Origin of the sequence: Labrys wisconsinensis (assembly GCF_030814995.1) — a bacterium.
In the GTDB taxonomy this organism is placed as follows: Bacteria; Pseudomonadota; Alphaproteobacteria; order Rhizobiales; family Labraceae; genus Labrys; species Labrys wisconsinensis.
This window is the reverse complement of record NZ_JAUSVX010000013.1, coordinates 72,936-92,522: the sequence shown is the minus strand read 5'-3', so window position 1 is coordinate 92,522 and position 19,587 is coordinate 72,936. Positions and strand designations below refer to the sequence as shown.

Genomic DNA, 19,587 nt, shown 5'->3' with positions numbered 1-19,587 from the left:
TGCGCGACGCTGTCCTGGCAGGTGGTCGCTGCCCCGCAAGCGTCCCGGCTGTCCCCAACTCGGCGGCCGACGGGCTGCTCCTCGGATGGGAACGAGGGCCGCCCCGCTCCGGCAGGCTCGGCCCCCTTCTGTCCGATCGGTGTATCTGCTCTGCAGCGAAGCGCGCGCCTCACGCCGGCTGCGGCACCACCGCCGCCTCGCCGCGGCGCGGCGGCTCGATCAGCATGGAGATGGCGGCGGCCATGATGCCGGTGAGGCCGGCGATCAGGAAGGCGAGCTGGTAGTTGCCCTGGAGCTGGCGCATGGTGCCGCCGAAATAGGCGGCGGCCGCGGCGCCGACCTGGTGGCCGGCGACCACCCAGCCGAACACCAGCGGCCCGGCGCGGTCGCCGAAGGACTCGTTGCTGAGCCGCAACGTCGGCGGCACGGTTGCGATCCAGTCGAGGCCGTAGAGCACGGCAAAGATGCCGAGCGCCACCGGCGAGAAGCCGGAATAGGGCAGGTACATCAGCGACAGGCCGCGCACGCCGTAATAGACGCAGAGCAGCTTGCGCGGATCGTACCGGTCGGTGAGCCAGCCCGACAGCGTCGTGCCGATCAGGTCGAACACGCCCATGACCGCCAGCAGGCCGGCCGCCTGCACCTCGGGGATGCCCATGTCGCCGCAGAAGGCGATGAGATGGGTGCCGACCAGGCCGTTGGTGGTGAAGCCGCAGACGAAGAAAGTGGCGAAGAGATACCAGAACACCCGGGTGCGGGCCGCCTGGCCGAGGGTCGCAAGGGTGCTGGTGAGGAAATTGCCTTGGGGCGCGGCGACCGGCGGCTCGTCAGCCTCGGCGCCAAAGCGCCGGAGCCCGATCGAGGCCGGCCGCTCCGGCACCAGCAGATAGACCACCGGCAGCAGCGCCGCGCAGGCGATCGAGACGGTGATCGCCACCGGCTGCCAGCCGCCCCATTGCGCCAGGGCCGCCAGGACCGGCAGGAACACCAGCATGCCGGTGGCGCTGCTCGCCGACATCAGGCCCATGACCAGGCCGCGATTGGTCTTGAACCAGCGATTGGCGACGGTGGCGCCGAGCACGCTCGCCACCGCCCCGGAGCCGATGCCGGAAAACACGCCCCAGGTGGCGATGAGCTGCCAGGGCTCGCGCATCAGGAGGCTGAGGGCAGTCGAGCCGGCCATCAGCACCAGGGAAGCCATGACGGTGCGGCGCAGGCCGACCCGCTCCATCAGCGCCGCGGCGAACGGCCCGACCAGGCCGTAGAGGAAGATGCCGAGCGCGGCGGAGAAGGAGATGGTGTCGCGCCGCCAGCCGAAGGCCTGCTCCAGCGGCACCATCATCACCGAGGGCGCCGAGCGCAGGCCCGCCGCGATCAGCAGCGCCAGGAAGATCACCCCCACCACCACGAAGGCGTAGCGCTGGCCGAAGGGTCTGGTCTGAGCTATTGCCATGTGACAAACCGGTACGTATCTGATAGAGTATTAGTACGTACCGGTCAGTTACATTGTCAAGGGGACGTTGCGTGGTCGATCCGAGAGCCGCGGCACCGGAGGAGGAGAAGGACGAGGTGTCCGCGCAGCCGCGTGCGGCGGACCGGATCCTCGGCGCGGCGCGCGAGCTGTTCTACCACCAGGGCATCCGCGCCATCGGCGTCGACGAGATCGTGCGCCAGGCCGGCGTCACCAAGCCGAGCCTCTATCGCAGCTTCGCCTCGAAGGACGAGCTCGCCGCCTCCTATCTCCAGCGCTACGAGCGCGACTTCTGGGCCCGCTTCGACGCCTCCGTCACCAAGCATCCCGGCGATCCCCGGGCGCAGATCCTCGACTATTTCGAGGGCGTCGGCCGCCGCGCCGGCTCGCCCGGCCATCGCGGCTGCGGCCTGACCAACGCCGTGGTCGAATATCCCGAGGACGGCCATCCCGCCCACCGCGTCAGCGAGGCCAACAAGCGCGAGCTGCGCCGGCGCCTGCGCGCCATGGCGGCCGGGATGGGGGCGAGCGAGCCGGAGGTGCTGGGCGACGGGCTGCTGCTCCTGTTCGAGGGCGCCAATATCGGCGGCCAGATCTTCGGCGATGCCGGCCCCGCCGCGGCGCTGGCCGCCAATGCCGAGCGGCTGATCGACGCCAGCCTCGGCGCCGCGCGCCGGAAGGCCTGATCCGCCCTCAGCCCGAGACCAGGGCTTTCAGCGCCGCGAGGTCGCGGCGAACCCAGTCCGCATCCCGCCGGAACGTCTCCTCCGACATGCCGGGCTGGCGGAACAACGTCAGCACCGCCTCCGCGGCCGCGCCGTTGGCGATGATCCGCATCGGCACATAGACGTCCGGGCCGGCGCCGGTCTCGACCCAGTGGTCCATCACGCCGAAGCCATTGTGGGCGGTGAAGCGGATGCGGATAGGCCCCTCCGGGCCCTCGGCCTTCCAGGCCTCGCCGTCCGGCTCCAGCGAAGAGCGGCTGAGGCCGGAGGCCCATTTCGGGAAATCCTGCGGCCGCCACACCGCCTCGTAGACCGCCTGCCAGGGCCGGTCGATGGAGATGCCGATCGTCTGCGCTTCGAACATGGATGCCTCCCGCAGTGACAATCTTTCAGCTCTTCAGCTGGTTGGCGCGGCAGACGACCGCGCGCGTGGTGTCGGCATCATAGAACAGCGCCGGGACGCCGACACCCGCCCGGGTCGTCCAGGCATTGCCCTCCACCCACAGGCCGTTGCCCTGCTCGGCCCGGACGCCGCCGCGCATCGGCGCCGGCAGCGGCGCCTTCCCGCGGTTCGTGATCGTGTTGTTTCGGAAGACCAAAGTCTTGAACGAAGCGGCCAGGATCGCCGGGCCGGGCGTCTCCTCGAACTGGTTGCTCTCGAACAGGATGCCGTCGAGCAGCGGGTAGGGCGAGGTCCCCTGCCGGACGGTCGCGCCGAGCTGGACGATCGCGCCGTCGCTGGCGCCCTTGGGATTGCAGGCCTCGAACCGGTTGCCGCGCACGACGACGTTGCGCGCACCGAAGCCCTCCGACCAGGATCCCGGCGAGACGTCGGCCATCAGCAGCATGGCGGCGTGCTGGTTGTGGAAGAAGCGGTTGTTCTCGACCAGCCAGTCGGCGCCGTTGCACAGGACGCCGCGCGCCCGGTTCTCGTGGAAGGAACAGTCGCGGATGATCACGTTGCGCGAGCCGTAACGGTGGTTGAACAGAATGGCATCGCTCGGCACGTGGGCGGGCAGCGCCTCGCTGAAGACCAGCGTCACCTCGCTCGCCTTATAGTCCGCCACGGCGGATGTCAGCCTGCCCGTGAAGCCCGTCGGCGAATAGTCGGCATGGCGGATCTCCACCGGGTCGCCGGCGGCGAACGGGCACCGCCAGGGCACGATCGCCGTCGCCACCAGGGTGTGGTCGCCGGCGCGGCGCACGCCCATGTGGATATTGTCGTGGATGTTGACGCAGTCGTCGCCCATGAAGCCGAACTCGCACCGCTCCAGCCGGATGAAGCCCTGCGACTGGGCGACGTGAAAGCCGTCGGCGCTGGTGGTGATCGGCCGGCGCTCGCCGGCCGGCGGCGCGATGCGGCACCCGACGAGCTCGAAATGATGCTGGTCGCCGCCGGTGATGAAGCCGATGCCCGGGAAGGAATGGATGGTGACGCCGCGCAGCGAGAGATGGCTGTTGCCGCCCATGGCGATGCCGTGCTTCTCGTAGGTGTAGCGGCGCAGGAGATAGAGCTGCCCGACGACGGGCGCCATGCGCGTGCCCGGCCGGACGCGCACGGTGCGGGTGTCGATCGCCTCGATGCGGGTCGGCGCGAAGCCGCCGAATTCCTGGCCGGCGCCGGGTGCCCGCAACGTCTCGTCGAGCGGGTTCATGGTCACCCACGCCTTGGGGTCGAGCGGCGCGGTCGTCTCGAACCGCATCTCGAAGAAGGACCGGTCCGGCGCCAGCCGCGTCACCCGCCCCACCCAGGCCGGCGGATCGATGGCCCAGTCCCAGTCGAGGTTGAAATCGGCCATGACCATGCGCCGGCAGTTGCGGATCACCACGCCCGCGCCGCCGGGAATGCGGTGAAAGAGGAAGGTCGAGCCGCCGCCGTCGAAGGTGAAGTCCTCCAGGCCGTCGAAGACGATGCTCTTGCCCGAGGTGATGCGATAGACGCCCCTGGCGACGACGAGCCTGGCGGCCTTCGCCTCGCGGCACTGGTCGAGCGCGGCCTGCAGCGCGGCGAGGTTGCGGTCCGGACCGGCCGCGGGGGGCTCGGCGCCGTCGGCCACGGCGCCGAATTCGGCGAGATGGACGATCGGCCCCGTCGGGTTGGCCGGCGCGTCGATGGTGAAGGGCTGCGCGCCGGTCGGCAGCGGCGCCGCTGCGGTGCCGACGGGGCTCGCCAGGGATTGTTGCGTCCAGCCCGACCCGCGCTGGATCGTCATGGCGAGGATGCGGATGGCACCCTGCCTGCAGATGCCGGCGGTGATGGCGATGTCGTCCGCCGCCGCCGAAAAGCGCAGCTTGGCGACGCCGCGTTCGCCCGGCTCCCCGCTCCAAGTCTGCCATTGGTCGGCGCCGAGGCCGAGCCGGTCCGAGCGGGCGAAGACGTAGAAATAGCTGTCGGCGGCGGAGCGTTCGACGATCTCGTAGCCGAGCGTGACCACATAGTCCTGGCCTGCGCGGAGCAGGCCGGCCGGCACGACGATGCTGGAGTGCCAGGTCGCCGCGTCCCGGCGGGAATCGGCCTCCACGCAGGCCGTGCCGGGGCGGATCGTCACCACGCGGGCCTGAGACAGCCGGCAATTGGTTGCGCGCCCATCCTTGAGGGTCAGCGTCCAGACCATGTCGCCGGGCGTCGCGGCCACGCCTGCCGATGTCCCGGCGGCGAGGGGCCAGGGCGCCGCGAGCCAGGCTGCGGACAAGGCGCCGTCGCGCAGAAGCCGGCGCCGTGTCGGCGTGCCGGCGGGAGCGTTCGCATCCGGCATCGATCCTCCCTCGTCACAGCGGATAGACGCGCAGGGACCTGACGGACATGGCATGGCCGGCAGGGTCGGCCGGGACCTTGCCGGCAAAGGGGGCGAGCGCGGTCGAAAAGCGGATGTCCACCGGCTTGTCGATCGCCCCGTGGGTCGCGATCGCCGCGATCGCCCGGCCGTCGACCTCGTAGACGATGTCCGTCGGGGTCCAGAGCACGCCGAAATCGTGGAAGCCCCTGGAGAAATCGCCCTTGAGCTTGCTGTCGAAGCCGACCGAGGTGCCGGAGCTGGTCGTCCAGTCGTGCAGCGACATGCCGAGGTCGTTGGGCTCATGCACCTCGGCCACGTCGATCTCGAAATGGCTGGCGCTGACGAGCCAGAAGGCGTTGTTGAGGCCGCTGATGTCGGCCGCCCGGAAGCGGGCCTCGAAGAAGCCGTAGGAATAGCTGGACCGGCTGATCAGGAAGCCCGTGGACCATCTGGCGTGGCATTTGCCGACGGCGGCCAGCGTCTTGAGCTCCAGGCCGGCCGGGGTGGCGATGACGCTCTGCGGCTGGCGGCAGGCCTGGAGATCCGGATGGTCGTCCGATTGCAGCGCCCATTGCAATTGCAGCGCGGCCGCGTCGGTGAAATCCGTCTGGAACGCCGGCGCCCTGTGCCCGGAGCGGTAGCTGGCGATCCGCGCCTGGTCCGCGGCGGTCACGGGCCGGCGCGTTCCCCAGGGCTGATCCGGATTGCCCCAGGTCGGCGGCGCCATCTGCGCCGGGGCGGGCGTGGCGGCGCCGGCCAGGGCGGCCAGGAGGCCGACGAGCGGGATCGCGGGAAGGCTCGTGCTGAACCGCATGGTCGATCTCCGCCTCACGCCGGACGCAGCGCATGTCAGCCCGCATCGGCCGGCCTGCGGCAGCGGGAATGGGAGGCGGGGCCCGCGGCTTTTTTCGGTAGGGGACGGACGGCGCGGCGTTCGGCCGCAGGCGAGGGCGGGCGATGCGTCGGCGGGTCCGATCCTCAGGTCGACGATGTCTAGAACGACGGCCGCTCGGCCAGGCGCCGGCGCATGGCTTCGTTTGCCGCCGGGCCGGCGACGACGCGGGAGCGGCCGGGCAGCAGCGGCCGCCCCGTGGCCGCGTCGACCACAACCGGCTCGAGCGGTGCGCCGGTCTCGGCATCGACCAGCTCGATGCTGTGCCCTTCCGGCGCGAAATGGCGGTTGCCCCAGGCGGTGAGGGCCAGCAGTACCGGGCGGAAGTCGCGGCCGCGCGCGGTGAGCAGGTAGTCCTCGCGCGGCGGGTGCTCGCTGTAGCGCCGGCGCTCCAGCAGCCCGGCCTCGACCAGGGTCTTGAGCCGGCGGGCCAGCGTGTTGGTGGCGATGCCGAGCGAGGCCTGGAACTCGTCGAAGCGGCTGAGACCGTAGAAGGCCTCGCGCAGGATCAGGATGCTCCACCAGTCGCCCACCCGCTCGAGGCCGCGAGCGATCGGGCACTGCATCTCGCCGAACGTCTTGCGCTTCATGCCGGGGACCTCCGGGGCGGGCTGGCTCCGGCCGACCATAGCCGTCCGCGGACCCTAGGCCAGTAACTTGCATCATGCAATCCACTGGCCTAGGGTCCTGTCTGCCGCACCCGATGCGGTCGAACACGGGAGTGCTCCATGCAGGCTGCCGATGCCGCCAGGATCGTCGTGACCGGCATGGGCGTGGTCGCCCCGCTCGGTGCCGGCGTCGAGACCGTCTGGCGTCGCCTGGTCGAGGGCCGCTCCGGCATCCGCCGCCTGCCCGACGCGCTGGTCCCGGACGTCGAGGCCAAGGTCGCCGGCATCGTGCCCTCGCGCGCCGAGGACGAGCACGGCTTCGACCTCGAGGCCGTCGTGCCGGCGAAGGAGCGCAAGAAGATGGACCGCTTCATCCATCTCGCGCTCGGCGCCGCCGACGAGGCGGTGGCGCAGGCCGGCTGGGCCCCGGTGGACGAGGCGGCGCGGGAGCGCACCGCCACCATCATCGCCTCCGGCATCGGCGGCTTTCCCGCCATCGGCGAGGCCGTGCGCACGGTCGAGGAGCGCGGCGCGCGGCGGCTTTCGCCCTTCACCGTGCCCTCCTTCCTGGTCAACCTCGCGGCGGGCCACGTCTCGATCCGCCACGGCTTCAAGGGCCCGCTCGGCGCGCCGGTGACGGCCTGCGCCGCCAGCGTGCAGGCGATCGGCGACGGCCTGCGCCTGATCCGCAGCGGCGAGGCGGATGTCGCCGTCTGCGGCGGCGCCGAGGCCTGCATCGACCGGGTGTCGCTCGGCGCCTTCGCCGCGGCCCGGGCCCTCTCCACCGGCTTCAACGACCGGCCGGACGAGGCCTCGCGCCCCTTCGACCGGGACCGCGACGGCTTCGTCATGGGCGAGGGCGCCGCCGTGCTGGTGATCGAGACGCTGGCCCATGCCCGCTCGCGCGGGGCAATCCCATTGGCCGAGCTGGTCGGCTACGGCACCAGCGCCGACGCCCACCACATCACCGCCTCGCCGCCCGACGGCGCCGGGGCGCAGCGCGCCATGCGGGCGGCGCTGGCCATGGCCGGCCTCGCGCCCGAGGCCATCGGCTATCTCAACGCCCATGCCACCTCGACGGGGGTGGGCGATGCCGGCGAGCTCGCCGCCATCCGCGCCGTGTTCGGCGCCGGGCGCGGACCGGCGATTTCCTCCACCAAGTCGGCGACCGGCCATCTCCTCGGCGCCGCCGGCGGGCTCGAGGCGGCGTTCACCGTGCTCGCCCTGCGCGACGGCCTGCTGCCGCCGACCCTGAACCTGCTCAACCCCGATCCGGCGGCCGAGGGCCTCGACCTGATCGGCCCGCAGGCCCGCCGAGCCCCGGTCGAATACGCCATCTCGAACGGCTTCGGCTTCGGCGGCGTCAATGCCGCCGTCATCCTCCGCCGCTGGCCGGCCTGAGCCTCTCCAGGAAAGGACATGCCATGCCCGACGTCGTGATCGCCGCTGCGGTGCGCACCGCCATCGGCACCTATGACGGCAGCCTCAAGACCATGCCGGCGACCGAGCTGGGCGCCGCCGTGGTGCGCGAGACCCTGGCCCGCTCCGGCCTCGCCCCGGAGGCCGTCGGCGGCGTGGTCATGGGCCATGTCGTGCAGGCCGGCAACCGTATGAACCCGGCCCGCCAGGCAGCGATCGGCGGCGGCCTGCCGGTCGGCGTGCCGGCCCTGACCGTCAACCGCGTCTGCGGCTCCGGCGCGCAGGCCATGGTCACGGCCGCCCAGGAGATCTGGCTCGGCCAGACGGAGGCCATGATCGCCGGCGGCATGGAGAACATGGACCGGGCGCCCTATCTCGTCGCGGGCGGACGCTGGGGCTACCGCATGGGCCATGCCGAGATCCTCGACAGCATGCTGCTCGACGGGCTGAACGACGCCTTCTCCGGCCGCCATTCCGGCTGGCACACCGAGGACCTGGTGGCCGAGAAGCAGATCACGCGGGAGGCGCAGGACCGCTGGGCCGAGCGCTCGCAGCAGCGCTTCGTCGCGGCTGCGGCCGCCGGGCGCTTCGAGGCCGAGATCGTTCCGGTCGAGGTCAAGGGCCGCAAGGGCACGCTCCGCTTCGCCCGGGACGAGGCCCCGCGTCCCGACACCACCCTCGCGGTGCTCGCCGGCCTGCGTCCGGCCTTCCGCGAGAACGGCACCATCACCGCCGGCAATGCGCCCGGGCTCAATTCCGGCGCCGCCGCCATGGTGCTGGCCGAGCGCGGCTTCGCCGAGGCGCGGGGGATCGAGCCCATCGGCCGGCTCGTCGCCTATGGCGTGGCGGCGGTCGAGCCGGGGATGTTCGGCCTCGGCCCGGTGCCGGCGGTGCGCACCGCCCTGGCGCGGGCCGGCTGGCGCCTCGCCGATATCGACCGGGTCGAGATCAACGAGGCCTATGCCGCGATCCCGCTCGCCGTCGCCGGCGAGCTCGGCCTGCCGCACGACATTGTCAATGTCGAGGGCGGCGCCATCGCCCACGGCCACCCCATCGGCGCCACCGGCGCGGTGCTGGCGACGCGCCTGCTCCACGCCATGCGCCGCGACGGCCAGCGCCGTGGCCTGGTCACGCTCTGCATCGGCGGCGGCCAGGGCATCGCCCTGGCGCTGGAGGCGCTGTGAGGGCGGCTCAGGACGGTCGAGGTTTCGTCGGCGCGCCCCTGCTTGGTGCGCACTCGCCCGCTCGGTGGCGCACTGCTCTGCCTCTCCTGTGATCGCGTGGATGGCCGGATCAAGTCCGGCCATGACGGAACCGTTGCGGCAAGAACGACAACGGTCATCCCACCCGCGACCGTCATGGCCGGACTTGATCCGGCCATCCACGCGAACACCACGATCCTTGAATGTCCACAGCGGAGGCGGCCGTTCTTCCCGCGCCGAGTTCGTCATGGGCGGTGCGCCGGCTTGATAGGCAGCACCCCGTCGACGGCCCCGCGCTGCACGCTATAGTCTCGCCCGGCGCGCCGTCTTGAAGCGCGCGGGGAGGCGGAGCGGGATGGGAGCGGACGGCATCACGGCGCAGCGGCCCGGCGCGGCCATGGCGGCGCCGGCGAGGAGAAGCCTCGGCGCCTACGACTATATCGTCGTCGGCGGCGGCACGGCCGGGTGCCTCCTCGCCAACCGCCTGTCGGCCGATCCCGGCGTCACCGTGCTGCTGCTCGAGGCGGGCGGGCCCGACACCTATCCCTGGATCCACATCCCGGTCGGCTATCTCTACTGCATCGGCAATCCGCGCACCGATTGGTGCTTCCGCACCGAGCCGGAGCCGGGCCTCGGCGGCCGGGCGATCGGCTATCCCCGCGGCAAGGTGCTGGGCGGCTGCTCCTCGATCAACGGCATGATCTACATGCGCGGCCAGGCCCGCGACTACGACCAGTGGCGCCAGCTCGGCAATGCCGGCTGGGGCTGGGACGAGGTGCTGCCCTATTTCAAGCAGCACGAGGACTTCGCCCACGGCGCCGACGCCCTGCACGGGGCGGGCGGCGAATGGCGCATCGAGGAGCAGCGCCTGCACTGGCCGATCCTCGATGCCTTCCGCGACGCCGCGGTCGCCGCCGGCATCCCGCGCGTGAGGGATTTCAACCGCGGCGACAACACCGGCATCGCCTATTTCCAGGTGACCCAGCGCAGCGGCATCCGCGTCAACACCGCCAAGGCCTTCCTCAAGCCGGCGCGGCGTCGGCCCAACCTGCGCATCCTCACCCATGCGCAGGCCGAGCGCGTGCTCCTCGACGGCCGCCGCGCGACCGGCATCTCCTTCCGGCTGCGCGGCGAGCCGGTGGCGGCCGAGGCCCGCGGCGCGGTGGTGCTCGCCGCCGGCGCCGTCGGCTCGCCCCAGCTCCTGGAGCTTTCCGGCATCGGCCAGGGCGGGCGGCTGCGCGAGCTCGGCATCGATCCGGCGCACGACCTGCCCGGCGTCGGCGAGAACCTGCAGGACCATCTGCAGCTGCGCCTGATCTACCGGGTCAAGCACGCCCTGACGCTCAACGAGGTCGCCGCCAGCTGGCACGGCAAGGCGGGCATCGCCTGGCAATATCTCTCGCGCCGGCGCGGCCCGATGGCCATGGCGCCGAGCCAGCTCGGCGCCTTCGCCAAGTCCCATCCGGGGCTGGAGACGGCCGACCTCGAATATCACGTCCAGCCCCTGTCGCTGGACCGGTTCGGCGAGCCGCTGCACCGCTTTCCCGCCATCACCGCCAGCGTCTGCCATCTGCGGCCCGAAAGCCGTGGCTCGGTCCATGCCGTCGCGCCGGGCTTCGACGCCGCCCCGGCGATCCGGCCCAACTACCTCTCGACATCGGGCGACCGGCAGGTGGCGGTGGCCGCCATCCGCCTCACCCGCCGCATCCTGGCGGCCGAGCCGCTGCGCCGGCACGAGCCGGAGGAGGTCAAGCCCGGGGCGGAGCTCGCCGCCGACGAGGAGCTCGCGGCCGCCGCCGGCGTCATCGGCACCACCATCTTCCATCCCGTCGGCACCGCCCGCATGGGGGCGGACCCCGGCGCGGTGGTGGACACGCGCCTGCGCGTGCACGGCATCGACGGGCTGCGGGTGATCGACGCCTCGATCATGCCCACCATCACGTCCGGCAATACCAACGCCCCGACGCTGATGATCGCGGAGAAGGGGGCGGCGATGCTGCGCGAGGACCGGCGCGCCCCGGCTTGACCGGACCCGCATACCACTCTTGCGCGAAACGCGACCGAATCCGATAGTTCGGTGCCTCGACGGCTCGGGAACGGAAGCGCCGGCTGCGCGTTCCCGGTCCCGGGCCGTCGCGGGCACGAAGGTCCCTTTCCTGCTGTCTCCCCTTCCGAAAGCGCCCTTCGACATCGACGGTCCGGCGGCACAGGCCCCGGATGCGCACAACCCTGACAGGAGACGACCATGGCCAAGAAAGCCTCCGCCAAGCCTTCAGAGGACAAGAGCGACGCCCCGGCCGACGGCAAGCTCGCCGGCGCCAAGGCCCGCCGCAAGGCGGCGCTCGCCACGCCCACCAGCCTCGGCTCCAATGCGGTGCGCGACATCGCCGGCGCGATGAACGCTCTGCTGGCCGACACGTTCGCTCTCTACGTCAAGACCAAGAATTTCCATTGGCACGTCAGCGGCCCGCATTTCCGCGACTACCACCTCCTCCTGGACGAGCAGGCCGAGCAGATCTTCGCCACGACAGACGATATCGCCGAGCGGGTGCGCAAGATCGGCGGCACCACCATCCGCTCCATCGGCCATATCGCCCGCCTGCAGCGCGTCGCCGACAACGATGCCGATTTCGTCACCCCGACCGGCATGCTGGCCGAGCTGCGCGAGGACAACAAGGATCTGGTCCAGCGGCTGCGCGAGGCGCATGATCTATGCGACGAATACGAGGACGTCGCCACCGCCAGCCTGATCGAGACCTGGATCGACGAGGCGGAGCGGCGGACCTGGTTTCTGTTCGAGGCCGGCCGCAGCGCCTGACCTCTTCCACCGGACGGCTCCGAGCCCCGCCGGCATCGGCCCGGGGCCGTCGCGCAGCTGCCGCCCACCACGCCCGACACGGAGAAGCATCATGGCCGAGACCGTCGCCGACCAGTTCGCCGCCACCCTGGCCGCCGCGGGCGTGAAGCGGATCTACGGGGTGGTCGGCGACAGCCTCAACGGCCTCACCGATGCGCTGCGCCGCCAGGGCCGGATCGAATGGATCCATGTCCGCCACGAGGAGGTCGCCGCCTTCGCCGCCGGCGCCGAAGCGCACCTCACCGACGCCCTGGCGGTGTGCGCCGGCAGCTGCGGGCCCGGCAACCTGCACCTGATCAACGGCCTCTACGACTGCCACCGCTCGCGCGTGCCGGTGCTGGCCGTCGCCGCCCACATCCCCTCGTCCGAGATCGGCTCGGGCTATTTCCAGGAGACGCATCCGCAGGACCTTTTCCGCGAATGCAGCCATTACAGCGAGCTGGTCGCCGACGCGGCCCAGATGCCGCGCGTGCTCGAGATCGCCATCCGCGAGGCGGTGGGCAGGCGCGGCGTCTCGGTGGTGGTGATGCCCGGCGACGTGGCGCTGCGCAAGGCGGCCGAGGCGCCGGCGCCCAAGCCCGCGGGCCTCCTGCCGGCACGGCCGGTGGTGACGCCGGCGCCGGCCGAGCTCGGGCAGCTCGCCGCGATCCTCAACGCCGGCCGCCGCGTCACGCTCCTGTGCGGCTCGGGCTGCGCCGGCGCGCACGAGGCGCTGCTGGCGCTGGGCGAACGGCTCAAGGCGCCGATGGTGCACGCCATGCGCGGCAAGGAGCACGTCGCCTGGGACAACCCTTACGACGTCGGCATGACCGGCCTGATCGGCTTCTCCTCCGGCTATTACGCCATGTTCGACTGCGACGTGCTCTTGATGCTCGGCACGGACTTTCCCTATCGCCAGTTCTATCCCGCCGGGGGCTCGGCGCGCATCGCCCAGGTCGACATCCGTCCCGAGCAGATCGGCCGCCGCGCGCCGGTCGATCTCGGCGTGGTCGGCGACGTCCGGGCGACGATCGAAGCGCTGCTGCCGCTCCTCACCGAGAAGACAGATCGCGCCCATCTCGACAAGGCGGTGGTGCATTATCGTCGCGCACGCGGCGACCTCGACGCCCTCGCCGCCGGCCGCCCGGGGCGCCGGCCGATCCATCCCCAGCAGGTCGCCAAGGCGATCAGCGACCGGGCGGCGGCGGATGCAATCTTCACCTGCGACGTCGGCCTGCCCACGGTCTGGGCGGCGCGCTACCTCGCCATGAACGGCAAGCGCCGGCTGCTCGGCTCATTCTGGCACGGCTCGATGGCCAATGCCATGGCGCAGGCCATCGGCGCCCAGGCGGCCTTTCCCGGGCGCCAGGTCGTCTCGCTTTCCGGCGACGGCGGCTTCGCCATGCTGATGGGCGACCTCCTCAGCCTGACCCAGCTCGGCCTGCCGGCCAAGGTGGTCGTCTTCAACAACGGCGCCCTCGGCTTCATCGAGATCGAGCAGAAGTCGACCGGCTTCCTGCCCACGGGGACCGAGCTCGCCAATCCCAACTTCGCCGCCATGGCCGAGGCGGTCGGCATCCGCGGCATCCGGCTGGAGGACCCCGCCGAGGTCGAGAGCGGCATCGCCGCGGCGCTCGCCCATGACGGGCCGGTGCTGGTCGACGCGGTGGTGGCGCGCACCGAGCTGCCGATCCCGCCGGCGGTGACGGCCGACATGGCCAAGGGCTTCACGCTCTACATGCTCAAGGCCGTGTTCAGCGGCCGCGGCGACGAGCTCGTCGACCTCGCCCGCACCAACCTCTGGCACTGAGGTCGCCGGACGCGGACATCGCGGCCGGCACGAAGAATGCCGGGACGGCGGCCTTGCGCGCCGTCCCGGCATCGCCGAAGGCCTCAGTTCAGGCCGAGCGTGCCGCGCAGCTGCGACAGGTCCTCGGCCAGGGCCGTCACCGGTCCCTTCAGGGCCGTGCGGTCGGCGTCGGTGACCTTGTCGTAGCTCTCGAAGCCGCCGTCCTTGGTCTTGTACTTGGCCAGGATCTTGTCGACCGTGGCGAAGTTGCCCTCGACCTTGACGAGCAGCGGCTTGTCGGCCTTCTCGATCGCCGGCTTGAGCAGGTCGACGATCTTCTTGGCGCCGTCGACATTGGCCTGGAAGTCCCACAGGTCGGTGTGGCCGTAGCGGTCCTCCTCGCCGGAGATCTTCGTGGCCGCGACCTCCTCGATCAGCGCGGCCGCGCCGCCCACCACCTTGTCCGGCGGGGTGGTCAGGCCCTTGATCCGGCCCTGCAGGTCGGCGACGTCGGCCACGAGCTTGTCGGCGATGGGGGCGAGCCCGTCGGTCTTCTTCTCGACGAACAGGCTGTACTCGAGGCGGTGGAAGCCGGTGAAGCCGGGATCCTGCTCCTTCTGGGCATGGTCGTCGGCACGGCTGTCGATGGCGCCGTCGAGGTCGTTGAACAACTCGGCGATCGGCTCGACCCGCTCATAGTAGATGCGGCTCGGGCCGTAGAGCGCCTGCGCCTTCTGGAGGTCGCCGGCCTTGACCGCGTCGGTGAAGGCCTTGGTCTTCTCCACCAGCGTCGCGACCTCCTTGCTGACATAGATCTTGTACTGGGCGATCGGCTCGACCAGCTCGAGCGGGGAGGGCGGCGCGTTGGCCGCGGCGGCGCTCGCCGCGAGGGCCAGGGCGGCGAGGCCGGTGCCGGCGGTCAGGATGCGTCTCATGGTCGGGGGCTCCTTTTGGGGGGATGGACGAGGTTCGATCCGGCGGAGGTGGCGGTCAGGCCGATGCCAGCATGTCCTGACCCAGATGCCCCCCCGGTTCCGCGACACCCGGCAGGGTGAAGAAATAGCCGCCGCCCGTCGGCTTGATGTATTCCTCGAGCGGTTCGTTGTTCAGGCGGTTCTGGATGGCGACGAACCCCGCCTCCAGGTCCGATTGGAAGCAGATGAAGAGGAGGCCCATGTCGAGCTGGCCCGACCTCGTAATGCCGCGGGAATAGTTGTACGGCCGGCGCAGGATCAGGCTCCGCGCCGTGTCCGCGGTGCGCGGGTTGGCCAGGCGGATATGGGCGTCCAGGCGGATGCGCGCGCCCTCGGGGTCGCCGGCATAGGCCGGGTCGTCGCGCTCGCCCGTGAGGCCCAGGGGCGCTCCCGTCGCCTTGACGCGCCCGATGATGGACTGCTGCTCCTGCAGCGGCGTGCGGTCCCAGCGCTCGACGAAATTGCGGATGATCCGCACCACCTGGTAGGTGCCGCCGACGGCCCAGGCGGGCTCGTCCGCGCCCGGCCGCACCCAGACGATGCGGTCCATCAGCGCGGCGTCGGCCGGGTCGGGATTGGCGGTGCCGTCCTTGAAGCCGAGCAGGTTGCGCGTCGTCTCCTTGCGGCCGGACGTCATGGCGGCGGCGGGGAGGAAGCCGTCGATCTTCCAGCGCAGGCTGAGGAGGTCGGGCGTGTTCTTCACCACGTCGCGCAGGGCGTGGATGGCGGCCTCCGGCGTGTTGGCGCAGAACTGCAGCAGGAGGTCGCCGTGGCAGGAGGCGGGATCGAGCGCATCGTTCGGGAATTGCGCCATCGGCGTGAGGCGCTTCGGCCGGACCGGCGCCAGGCCGAAGCGCCCGTCGAACAGCGAGGCGCCGACCGCGGCGGTGACGGTGAGATCGTCCGGCACCACGACCGGGCCGAGGATGCCGGAGTCCGGCGGCGGGAACTTCGGGTCGATCGCGGGCGGGGTTCCCCCCGCCATCAGGAAGGCGATGCGCTCGGTCAGGACGCGGAACATCCGCGCCAGGTCCCCGCGGCCGGTCGCCAGCACGTCGAAGGCGGCGAGGAGGCCGGCGGCCGGCGCCGGCGTCACCACGCCCGCCTGGTGGAAGCCGTAGAAGCCCTGGCGCTGCTGGGCCATCGCCGCGGTACGGCCCGTCGGCTCCTGCATCGACTGGGCGAGGAGCGGGCCGGCCGGCAGGGTGCCGAGCGCCGCGCCGCCGGCGGCCAGGCCCCGCAGCAGGCTGCGCCGCGCCGGGTCGCGCGGCTCCTCGGGACGTCGGGGGGTGTCGGATGTCGTCATGATCGTGATGCCTGTTCGTCCGCGTCAGTCCAGCCCCAGCGCGTCCCTCAGCTTGCCCATGTCCTCCGCCAGCGCGGCGGCCCGGTCCCGCAGCCCGGCGCGTTCGCCGTCCGTCAGGCTGCCGTCCGGCCGGTGCTGCGCCAGGTCCCGTTCGAGCGCCGCGAAGCCCGCGTCGATGCGCGCGCCCAGCGCCTGGTCCGCCTTGGCGGTCAGCGGCTGGAACAGGCTCGCGACCTCTGCGGCCCCCTCGACGCTGGCCGCGATGTCGGAGAGCGGCGGGGCGCTCGCGCCCGCGGCGACCCGCTGCAGCAGCGAGGCCGCCCCGCCGGCCATCTTCTGCGGCAGCACCGAGGCGCCGACAGCCTGCGCCTGCAAGGCGTCGGCATCGGCCACGAGCCTGGCCGCCACCGGCGCCAGGCCGTCCAGCGACCGACGCTCGAACAGCCCGTATTCGAGGCGGTGAAAGCCGCTGAACGCCGGATCCCCGACACCGCCGGCATAGTTGCCGGCCTGCGCGTCGACGGCGGCGTCGAGGTCGCCGAACATCTCGGCCACCGGCTTGATGTGCTCGTAGCGCCCGTGCGCCGGCGCGTAGAGCGCCTGGGCGGCGGCGAGGTCGCCGGCGCCGACCGCGTCGGCCAGGGCCTTGACGGCGGCGAGAAGGGCCTCGCCCTCCGTCGTGACATAGACCTTGTACTCGGCCATCGGGCCGATGAACTGCACCAGCGACGGACGCTCGGCCTGCACCGGCTTGTTCCTGGGCGCGACGACGGTGAGCGTGCCGCGCGGATTGCCGAGGAGGCCGCAGGTGATGGCATAGGTGCCCGGCTCGAGCCGGGCGCCGACCTTGACGGTGAAGCCGGGCGCGATGTTCTCGCGCTCCTCCTTGACCATGACGCCGTCGAGGATCTCCCACTCCAGCGCCCGCTCGCTCCGGTTGGTGACCGCGAAGTCGACGCGGCCGGCTTCGGCCGTCAGCGCATCCGGCTCGCAGGCCGTGGCGGTGACGGCGACCGGCACGCCGCCGTCGGCCGCCTCGCCGCGCATCCGGCTCTTGACGAAATAGGCGTAGACGCCGAGCCCGGACACCGCCACGGCGAGCACGATCACCACGCCGACGCCGATGCGGATCGAGCTTTGAAGCGACATTCCGGGCTCCGGTCTGGGAACGGGGTGGGCGCTGCGCGAAGCGGGGCCGCCCGGCGGGCGGCTTCGAAGGTCACGCAGCGTTCCGACCTCCGCTCACGGCTGTGCTCGAGGGTCAGGCGTTCGACGGCAATCGCCGCGGCGCGTTCGAGCCGATGAGGAACAGGGGAAGGGTGACGACGAGGAAGCAGAGATAGAGGCCGATCTCGCCGAGGGTCGGCGCGTCCTGATAGCCGAAGATGCCGCCGAGCACCGAGCCGAGCGGACTGTCCAGCGGCAGGACGGGGCTGATGTCGAACGCGATCTGCTGCAGGCCGTTCCACAGGCCCGCCTCGTGCAGGGAGCGCAGGGAGCCGGCGAGCAGGCCGGCGGCCACGATCAGGATGAAGGCGCCGGTCCAGCGGAAGAACCGCCTGAGGTCGAGCCGCAGCGTGCCCCAGTAGATGGAGAGGCCGACGCCCACCGCGACCAGCAGGCCGGCGACGGCGCCGAGCGGGGCGGCGAGGCCGCTCGCCTGCTGGAACGTGGCGAGCAGGAAGAACACCGATTCCAGCCCCTCGCGCGCCACGGCGAAGAACACCATGGCGACGAGCGCCAGGCCGCTGGCATTGCTGCCCTTGAGTGCCGCGTCGATGGAGTCGTGCAGCTGCCCCTTGATCGAGCGGGCGGCCTTGCGCATCCAGAACACCATGGAGGTCAGCATGGCGACGGCGACGAAGCCGACCACGGCCGAGAACAGCTCCTGCTGGCGCTGCGGGAAATCGGCGCTGACGAGATCGAGGGCGATGCCGAGCCCCAGGCAGAGCAGCGCAGCCACGGCGATGCCGATCCAGACCAGCGGCATCCATTGGGAGCGGCCGGTCTGCCGGAGATAGCCGGCGATGATGCCGACGATCAGCGCGGCTTCGACGCCCTCGCGGACCATGATGAGGAAGGGGACGAGCATGCGGCATCCGCCTCTGGCCCGTCCGCGGCGTTCGTGCCGTCAACGTGCCACAATTCAGTATTCGTTGGGGAAATACATGTGACAACGCGGCGTAAATAAGGCAATTTCGCGTATCATCTTCACTATGGAGCAAGATGAAGTTGTGCAGATCGTAATTATTCTAATTTAAAAACTGTTGCGAGGTGAGCACGCCGTTGCGATGCGCCGGTGCAGGGCGGGGAGCCGGGCACGATGACGAAGCGTCAACCTTAACGTCGACAAGGCGCGTCCACGGGCGTTTCGCCGGCATCTCTTCGCTTCGTCGTTCATTCTTCGAGAGGAATTGACGGGCTGAATGCGCATCGATCGGCGCTGCGGTCCGGAAGTCGCGGCGTCGACGACCCTGTTTGTTGCGTCGGGTGATGTCATGAAGCGTCTGTTCGGACTGTGCCTGCTTCTCCTTCCCATGCCGGGCGCCGCGCTGGCCCAGAGCGCCGAGTTCTACCCCCGCGAGCCGCGGAGCGGCTTCGCCAGCGAGCCGCGCAGTGGCTTCGCCCGCGAGTCGCGCAGCGACTTCGCCAGCGAGCCGCGCATCGTCTATTCCATGGCGCCGGCCGGCCAGCCCGCGGCGCGTCCGCGCTCCGGCCTCGGCGGCGGCTTCATCGAGTTCCTGTTCAACGGCGGCGCGATGGACGAGCCGGCCCGCCCGCTGCCGCGCTCGCGTCGGGCACCGGCCTATGCGGTCCAGCCGCCGGATCCCTATGCCGCGCCGCGCCCGGCCCGGCGGCGGCCCGCCGAGGCGCGCATCGCCTATGCCGCGCCGCCGGCGAACGACGTGCGCCCCGCCCGCGGCGAGGTCGCGGCGCAGTTCCGCAAGCAGACCGTGCCCTATGACGGTCCGCAGGCGCCCGGCACCATCGTCATCGACACGGCGCAGCGCTACCTCTTCCTGGTGCAGGAGGGCGGCACGGCCTTGCGCTACGGCGTCGGCGTCGGCCGCGCCGGCTTCGAATGGAACGGCACCAGCGCCATCTCGCGCAAGGCGGAATGGCCGGACTGGCGCCCGCCGGCCGAGATGCGCAAGCGCCGCCCGGACCTGCCCGCCTTCATGGCCGGCGGCCCCCGCAACCCGCTCGGCGCGCGCGCCATGTATCTCGGCGACACGCTCTACCGCATCCACGGCTCCAACGAGCCGCAGAGCATCGGCCAGGCGGTCTCCTCCGGCTGCATCCGCATGCGCAACGAGGACGTGATCGACCTCTACGAGCGGGTCGGGATCGGCACCACGGTGGTGGTGCTCTGAGCACAAGCGCGGAGTGGTGGAACCGTTGCGGCGGACATGACGCCGGCTGCCTCATCCTCCACTGTCATGGCCGGGCTTGATCCCATAGGCGCAAAATTAGAGGTGATTACGGGCCTGAGCGCGACGCTGGCCGATCCCCTCCCCCTTGCTGGGAGGGGTGAGGGGTGGGGGTCCATCAGGATAATGCGAGCCCTTCGTCGAAGAGCGTCAGCCT

Annotated in this window: 16 protein-coding genes; 7 read left to right on the top strand and 9 right to left on the bottom strand. The window is 71.4% G+C overall.

Going from position 1 to position 19,587, the window contains the following annotated elements; translation table 11 throughout:
- Window positions 1-169: 169 nt before the first annotated feature.
- Window positions 170-1,453 (bottom strand): MFS transporter, encoded by a 1,284-nt coding sequence (locus QO011_RS28510; RefSeq protein ID WP_307279885.1) that lies wholly within the window; start codon window positions 1,451-1,453, stop codon window positions 170-172.
- Between the two features lie 71 nt (window positions 1,454-1,524).
- Between QO011_RS28510 and QO011_RS28505 the strand changes: the two genes are divergently transcribed.
- Window positions 1,525-2,157 (top strand): TetR/AcrR family transcriptional regulator, encoded by a 633-nt coding sequence (locus tag QO011_RS28505; protein WP_307279883.1) that lies wholly within the window; start codon window positions 1,525-1,527, stop codon window positions 2,155-2,157.
- A gap of 7 nt (window positions 2,158-2,164) precedes the next feature.
- On the opposite strand, the gene QO011_RS28500 is transcribed toward QO011_RS28505, so the two are convergent.
- From QO011_RS28500 to QO011_RS28485, 4 genes are all read right to left on the bottom strand, one after another.
- On the bottom strand, window positions 2,165-2,560 hold the full coding sequence (locus QO011_RS28500) for a polyketide cyclase (RefSeq protein ID WP_307279881.1): 396 nt from the start codon (window positions 2,558-2,560) through the stop codon (window positions 2,165-2,167).
- 25 nt (window positions 2,561-2,585) lie between these two features.
- Window positions 2,586-4,952 (bottom strand): right-handed parallel beta-helix repeat-containing protein, encoded by a 2,367-nt coding sequence (locus QO011_RS28495; protein ID WP_307279880.1) that lies wholly within the window; start codon window positions 4,950-4,952, stop codon window positions 2,586-2,588.
- Between the two features lie 13 nt (window positions 4,953-4,965).
- On the bottom strand, window positions 4,966-5,787 hold the full coding sequence (locus QO011_RS28490; protein WP_307279877.1) for a glycoside hydrolase family 16 protein: 822 nt from the start codon (window positions 5,785-5,787) through the stop codon (window positions 4,966-4,968).
- Between the two features lie 179 nt (window positions 5,788-5,966).
- Window positions 5,967-6,455, bottom strand: coding sequence for a winged helix-turn-helix transcriptional regulator (locus tag QO011_RS28485; protein WP_307279874.1), 489 nt, complete (start codon window positions 6,453-6,455; stop codon window positions 5,967-5,969).
- Between the two features lie 138 nt (window positions 6,456-6,593).
- Here QO011_RS28485 and fabF point away from each other — a divergent pair, with 138 nt between their 5' ends.
- The 5 genes from fabF (at window position 6,594) to poxB (ending at window position 13,740) form a co-directional block, all read left to right on the top strand.
- Window positions 6,594-7,874 carry a beta-ketoacyl-ACP synthase II gene (fabF, locus tag QO011_RS28480; RefSeq protein WP_307279872.1) on the top strand — a complete coding sequence of 427 codons (1,281 nt, stop codon included), beginning with the start codon at window positions 6,594-6,596 and terminating at the stop codon, window positions 7,872-7,874.
- 23 nt (window positions 7,875-7,897) lie between these two features.
- Complete coding sequence (locus QO011_RS28475) at window positions 7,898-9,076, top strand: thiolase family protein (protein ID WP_307279869.1); 1,179 nt, start codon at window positions 7,898-7,900, stop codon at window positions 9,074-9,076.
- A gap of 415 nt (window positions 9,077-9,491) precedes the next feature.
- Window positions 9,492-11,120: a GMC family oxidoreductase gene (locus tag QO011_RS28470; RefSeq protein WP_307280326.1), complete on the top strand. Its 1,629-nt coding sequence runs from the start codon at window positions 9,492-9,494 to the stop codon at window positions 11,118-11,120.
- A 219-nt stretch (window positions 11,121-11,339) separates the two neighbouring features.
- Entirely contained in the window at window positions 11,340-11,912 is a 573-nt protein-coding gene (locus QO011_RS28465) for a Dps family protein (RefSeq protein WP_307279866.1), read from the top strand.
- 91 nt (window positions 11,913-12,003) lie between these two features.
- Window positions 12,004-13,740 (top strand): ubiquinone-dependent pyruvate dehydrogenase, encoded by a 1,737-nt coding sequence (gene poxB, locus QO011_RS28460; protein ID WP_307279863.1) that lies wholly within the window; start codon window positions 12,004-12,006, stop codon window positions 13,738-13,740.
- A gap of 83 nt (window positions 13,741-13,823) precedes the next feature.
- Here poxB and efeO (QO011_RS28455) read toward each other — a convergent pair whose 3' ends face one another.
- From efeO (QO011_RS28455) to efeU, 4 genes are all read right to left on the bottom strand, one after another.
- Window positions 13,824-14,654, bottom strand: a complete 831-nt coding sequence (gene efeO, locus QO011_RS28455; protein WP_307279861.1) for an iron uptake system protein EfeO — start codon at window positions 14,652-14,654, stop codon at window positions 13,824-13,826.
- A gap of 55 nt (window positions 14,655-14,709) precedes the next feature.
- Window positions 14,710-15,999, bottom strand: a complete 1,290-nt coding sequence (efeB, locus tag QO011_RS28450; RefSeq protein ID WP_307279858.1) for an iron uptake transporter deferrochelatase/peroxidase subunit — start codon at window positions 15,997-15,999, stop codon at window positions 14,710-14,712.
- 24 nt (window positions 16,000-16,023) lie between these two features.
- Window positions 16,024-17,148 carry an iron uptake system protein EfeO gene (efeO, locus tag QO011_RS28445; RefSeq protein ID WP_307279856.1) on the bottom strand — a complete coding sequence of 375 codons (1,125 nt, stop codon included), beginning with the start codon at window positions 17,146-17,148 and terminating at the stop codon, window positions 16,024-16,026.
- 112 nt (window positions 17,149-17,260) lie between these two features.
- Complete coding sequence (gene efeU / locus QO011_RS28440) at window positions 17,261-18,091, bottom strand: iron uptake transporter permease EfeU (RefSeq protein WP_307279853.1); 831 nt, start codon at window positions 18,089-18,091, stop codon at window positions 17,261-17,263.
- Between the two features lie 583 nt (window positions 18,092-18,674).
- Here efeU and QO011_RS28435 point away from each other — a divergent pair.
- Window positions 18,675-19,373 (top strand): L,D-transpeptidase, encoded by a 699-nt coding sequence (locus QO011_RS28435; RefSeq protein ID WP_442358310.1) that lies wholly within the window; start codon window positions 18,675-18,677, stop codon window positions 19,371-19,373.
- Window positions 19,374-19,587: the final 214 nt, after the last annotated feature.

Bases quoted from the DNA above. Each gene is read 5' to 3' on its own strand.
- QO011_RS28435 (WP_442358310.1), top strand. From the start codon at position 18,675: ATGGCGCCGGCCGGCCAGCCCGCGGCGCGTCCGCGCTCCGGCCTCGGC.
- efeO (WP_307279861.1), bottom strand. From the start codon at position 14,654: ATGAGACGCATCCTGACCGCCGGCACCGGCCTCGCCGCCCTGGCCCTC.
- efeO (WP_307279856.1), bottom strand. From the start codon at position 17,148: ATGTCGCTTCAAAGCTCGATCCGCATCGGCGTCGGCGTGGTGATCGTG.
- QO011_RS28495 (WP_307279880.1), bottom strand. From the start codon at position 4,952: ATGCCGGATGCGAACGCTCCCGCCGGCACGCCGACACGGCGCCGGCTT.
- QO011_RS28500 (WP_307279881.1), bottom strand. From the start codon at position 2,560: ATGTTCGAAGCGCAGACGATCGGCATCTCCATCGACCGGCCCTGGCAG.
- poxB (WP_307279863.1), top strand. From the start codon at position 12,004: ATGGCCGAGACCGTCGCCGACCAGTTCGCCGCCACCCTGGCCGCCGCG.
- QO011_RS28490 (WP_307279877.1), bottom strand. From the start codon at position 5,787: ATGCGGTTCAGCACGAGCCTTCCCGCGATCCCGCTCGTCGGCCTCCTG.
- QO011_RS28475 (WP_307279869.1), top strand. From the start codon at position 7,898: ATGCCCGACGTCGTGATCGCCGCTGCGGTGCGCACCGCCATCGGCACC.
- QO011_RS28465 (WP_307279866.1), top strand. From the start codon at position 11,340: ATGGCCAAGAAAGCCTCCGCCAAGCCTTCAGAGGACAAGAGCGACGCC.
- efeB (WP_307279858.1), bottom strand. From the start codon at position 15,999: ATGACGACATCCGACACCCCCCGACGTCCCGAGGAGCCGCGCGACCCG.
- QO011_RS28510 (WP_307279885.1), bottom strand. From the start codon at position 1,453: ATGGCAATAGCTCAGACCAGACCCTTCGGCCAGCGCTACGCCTTCGTG.
- fabF (WP_307279872.1), top strand. From the start codon at position 6,594: ATGCAGGCTGCCGATGCCGCCAGGATCGTCGTGACCGGCATGGGCGTG.
- QO011_RS28485 (WP_307279874.1), bottom strand. From the start codon at position 6,455: ATGAAGCGCAAGACGTTCGGCGAGATGCAGTGCCCGATCGCTCGCGGC.
- efeU (WP_307279853.1), bottom strand. From the start codon at position 18,091: ATGCTCGTCCCCTTCCTCATCATGGTCCGCGAGGGCGTCGAAGCCGCG.
- QO011_RS28470 (WP_307280326.1), top strand. From the start codon at position 9,492: ATGGCGGCGCCGGCGAGGAGAAGCCTCGGCGCCTACGACTATATCGTC.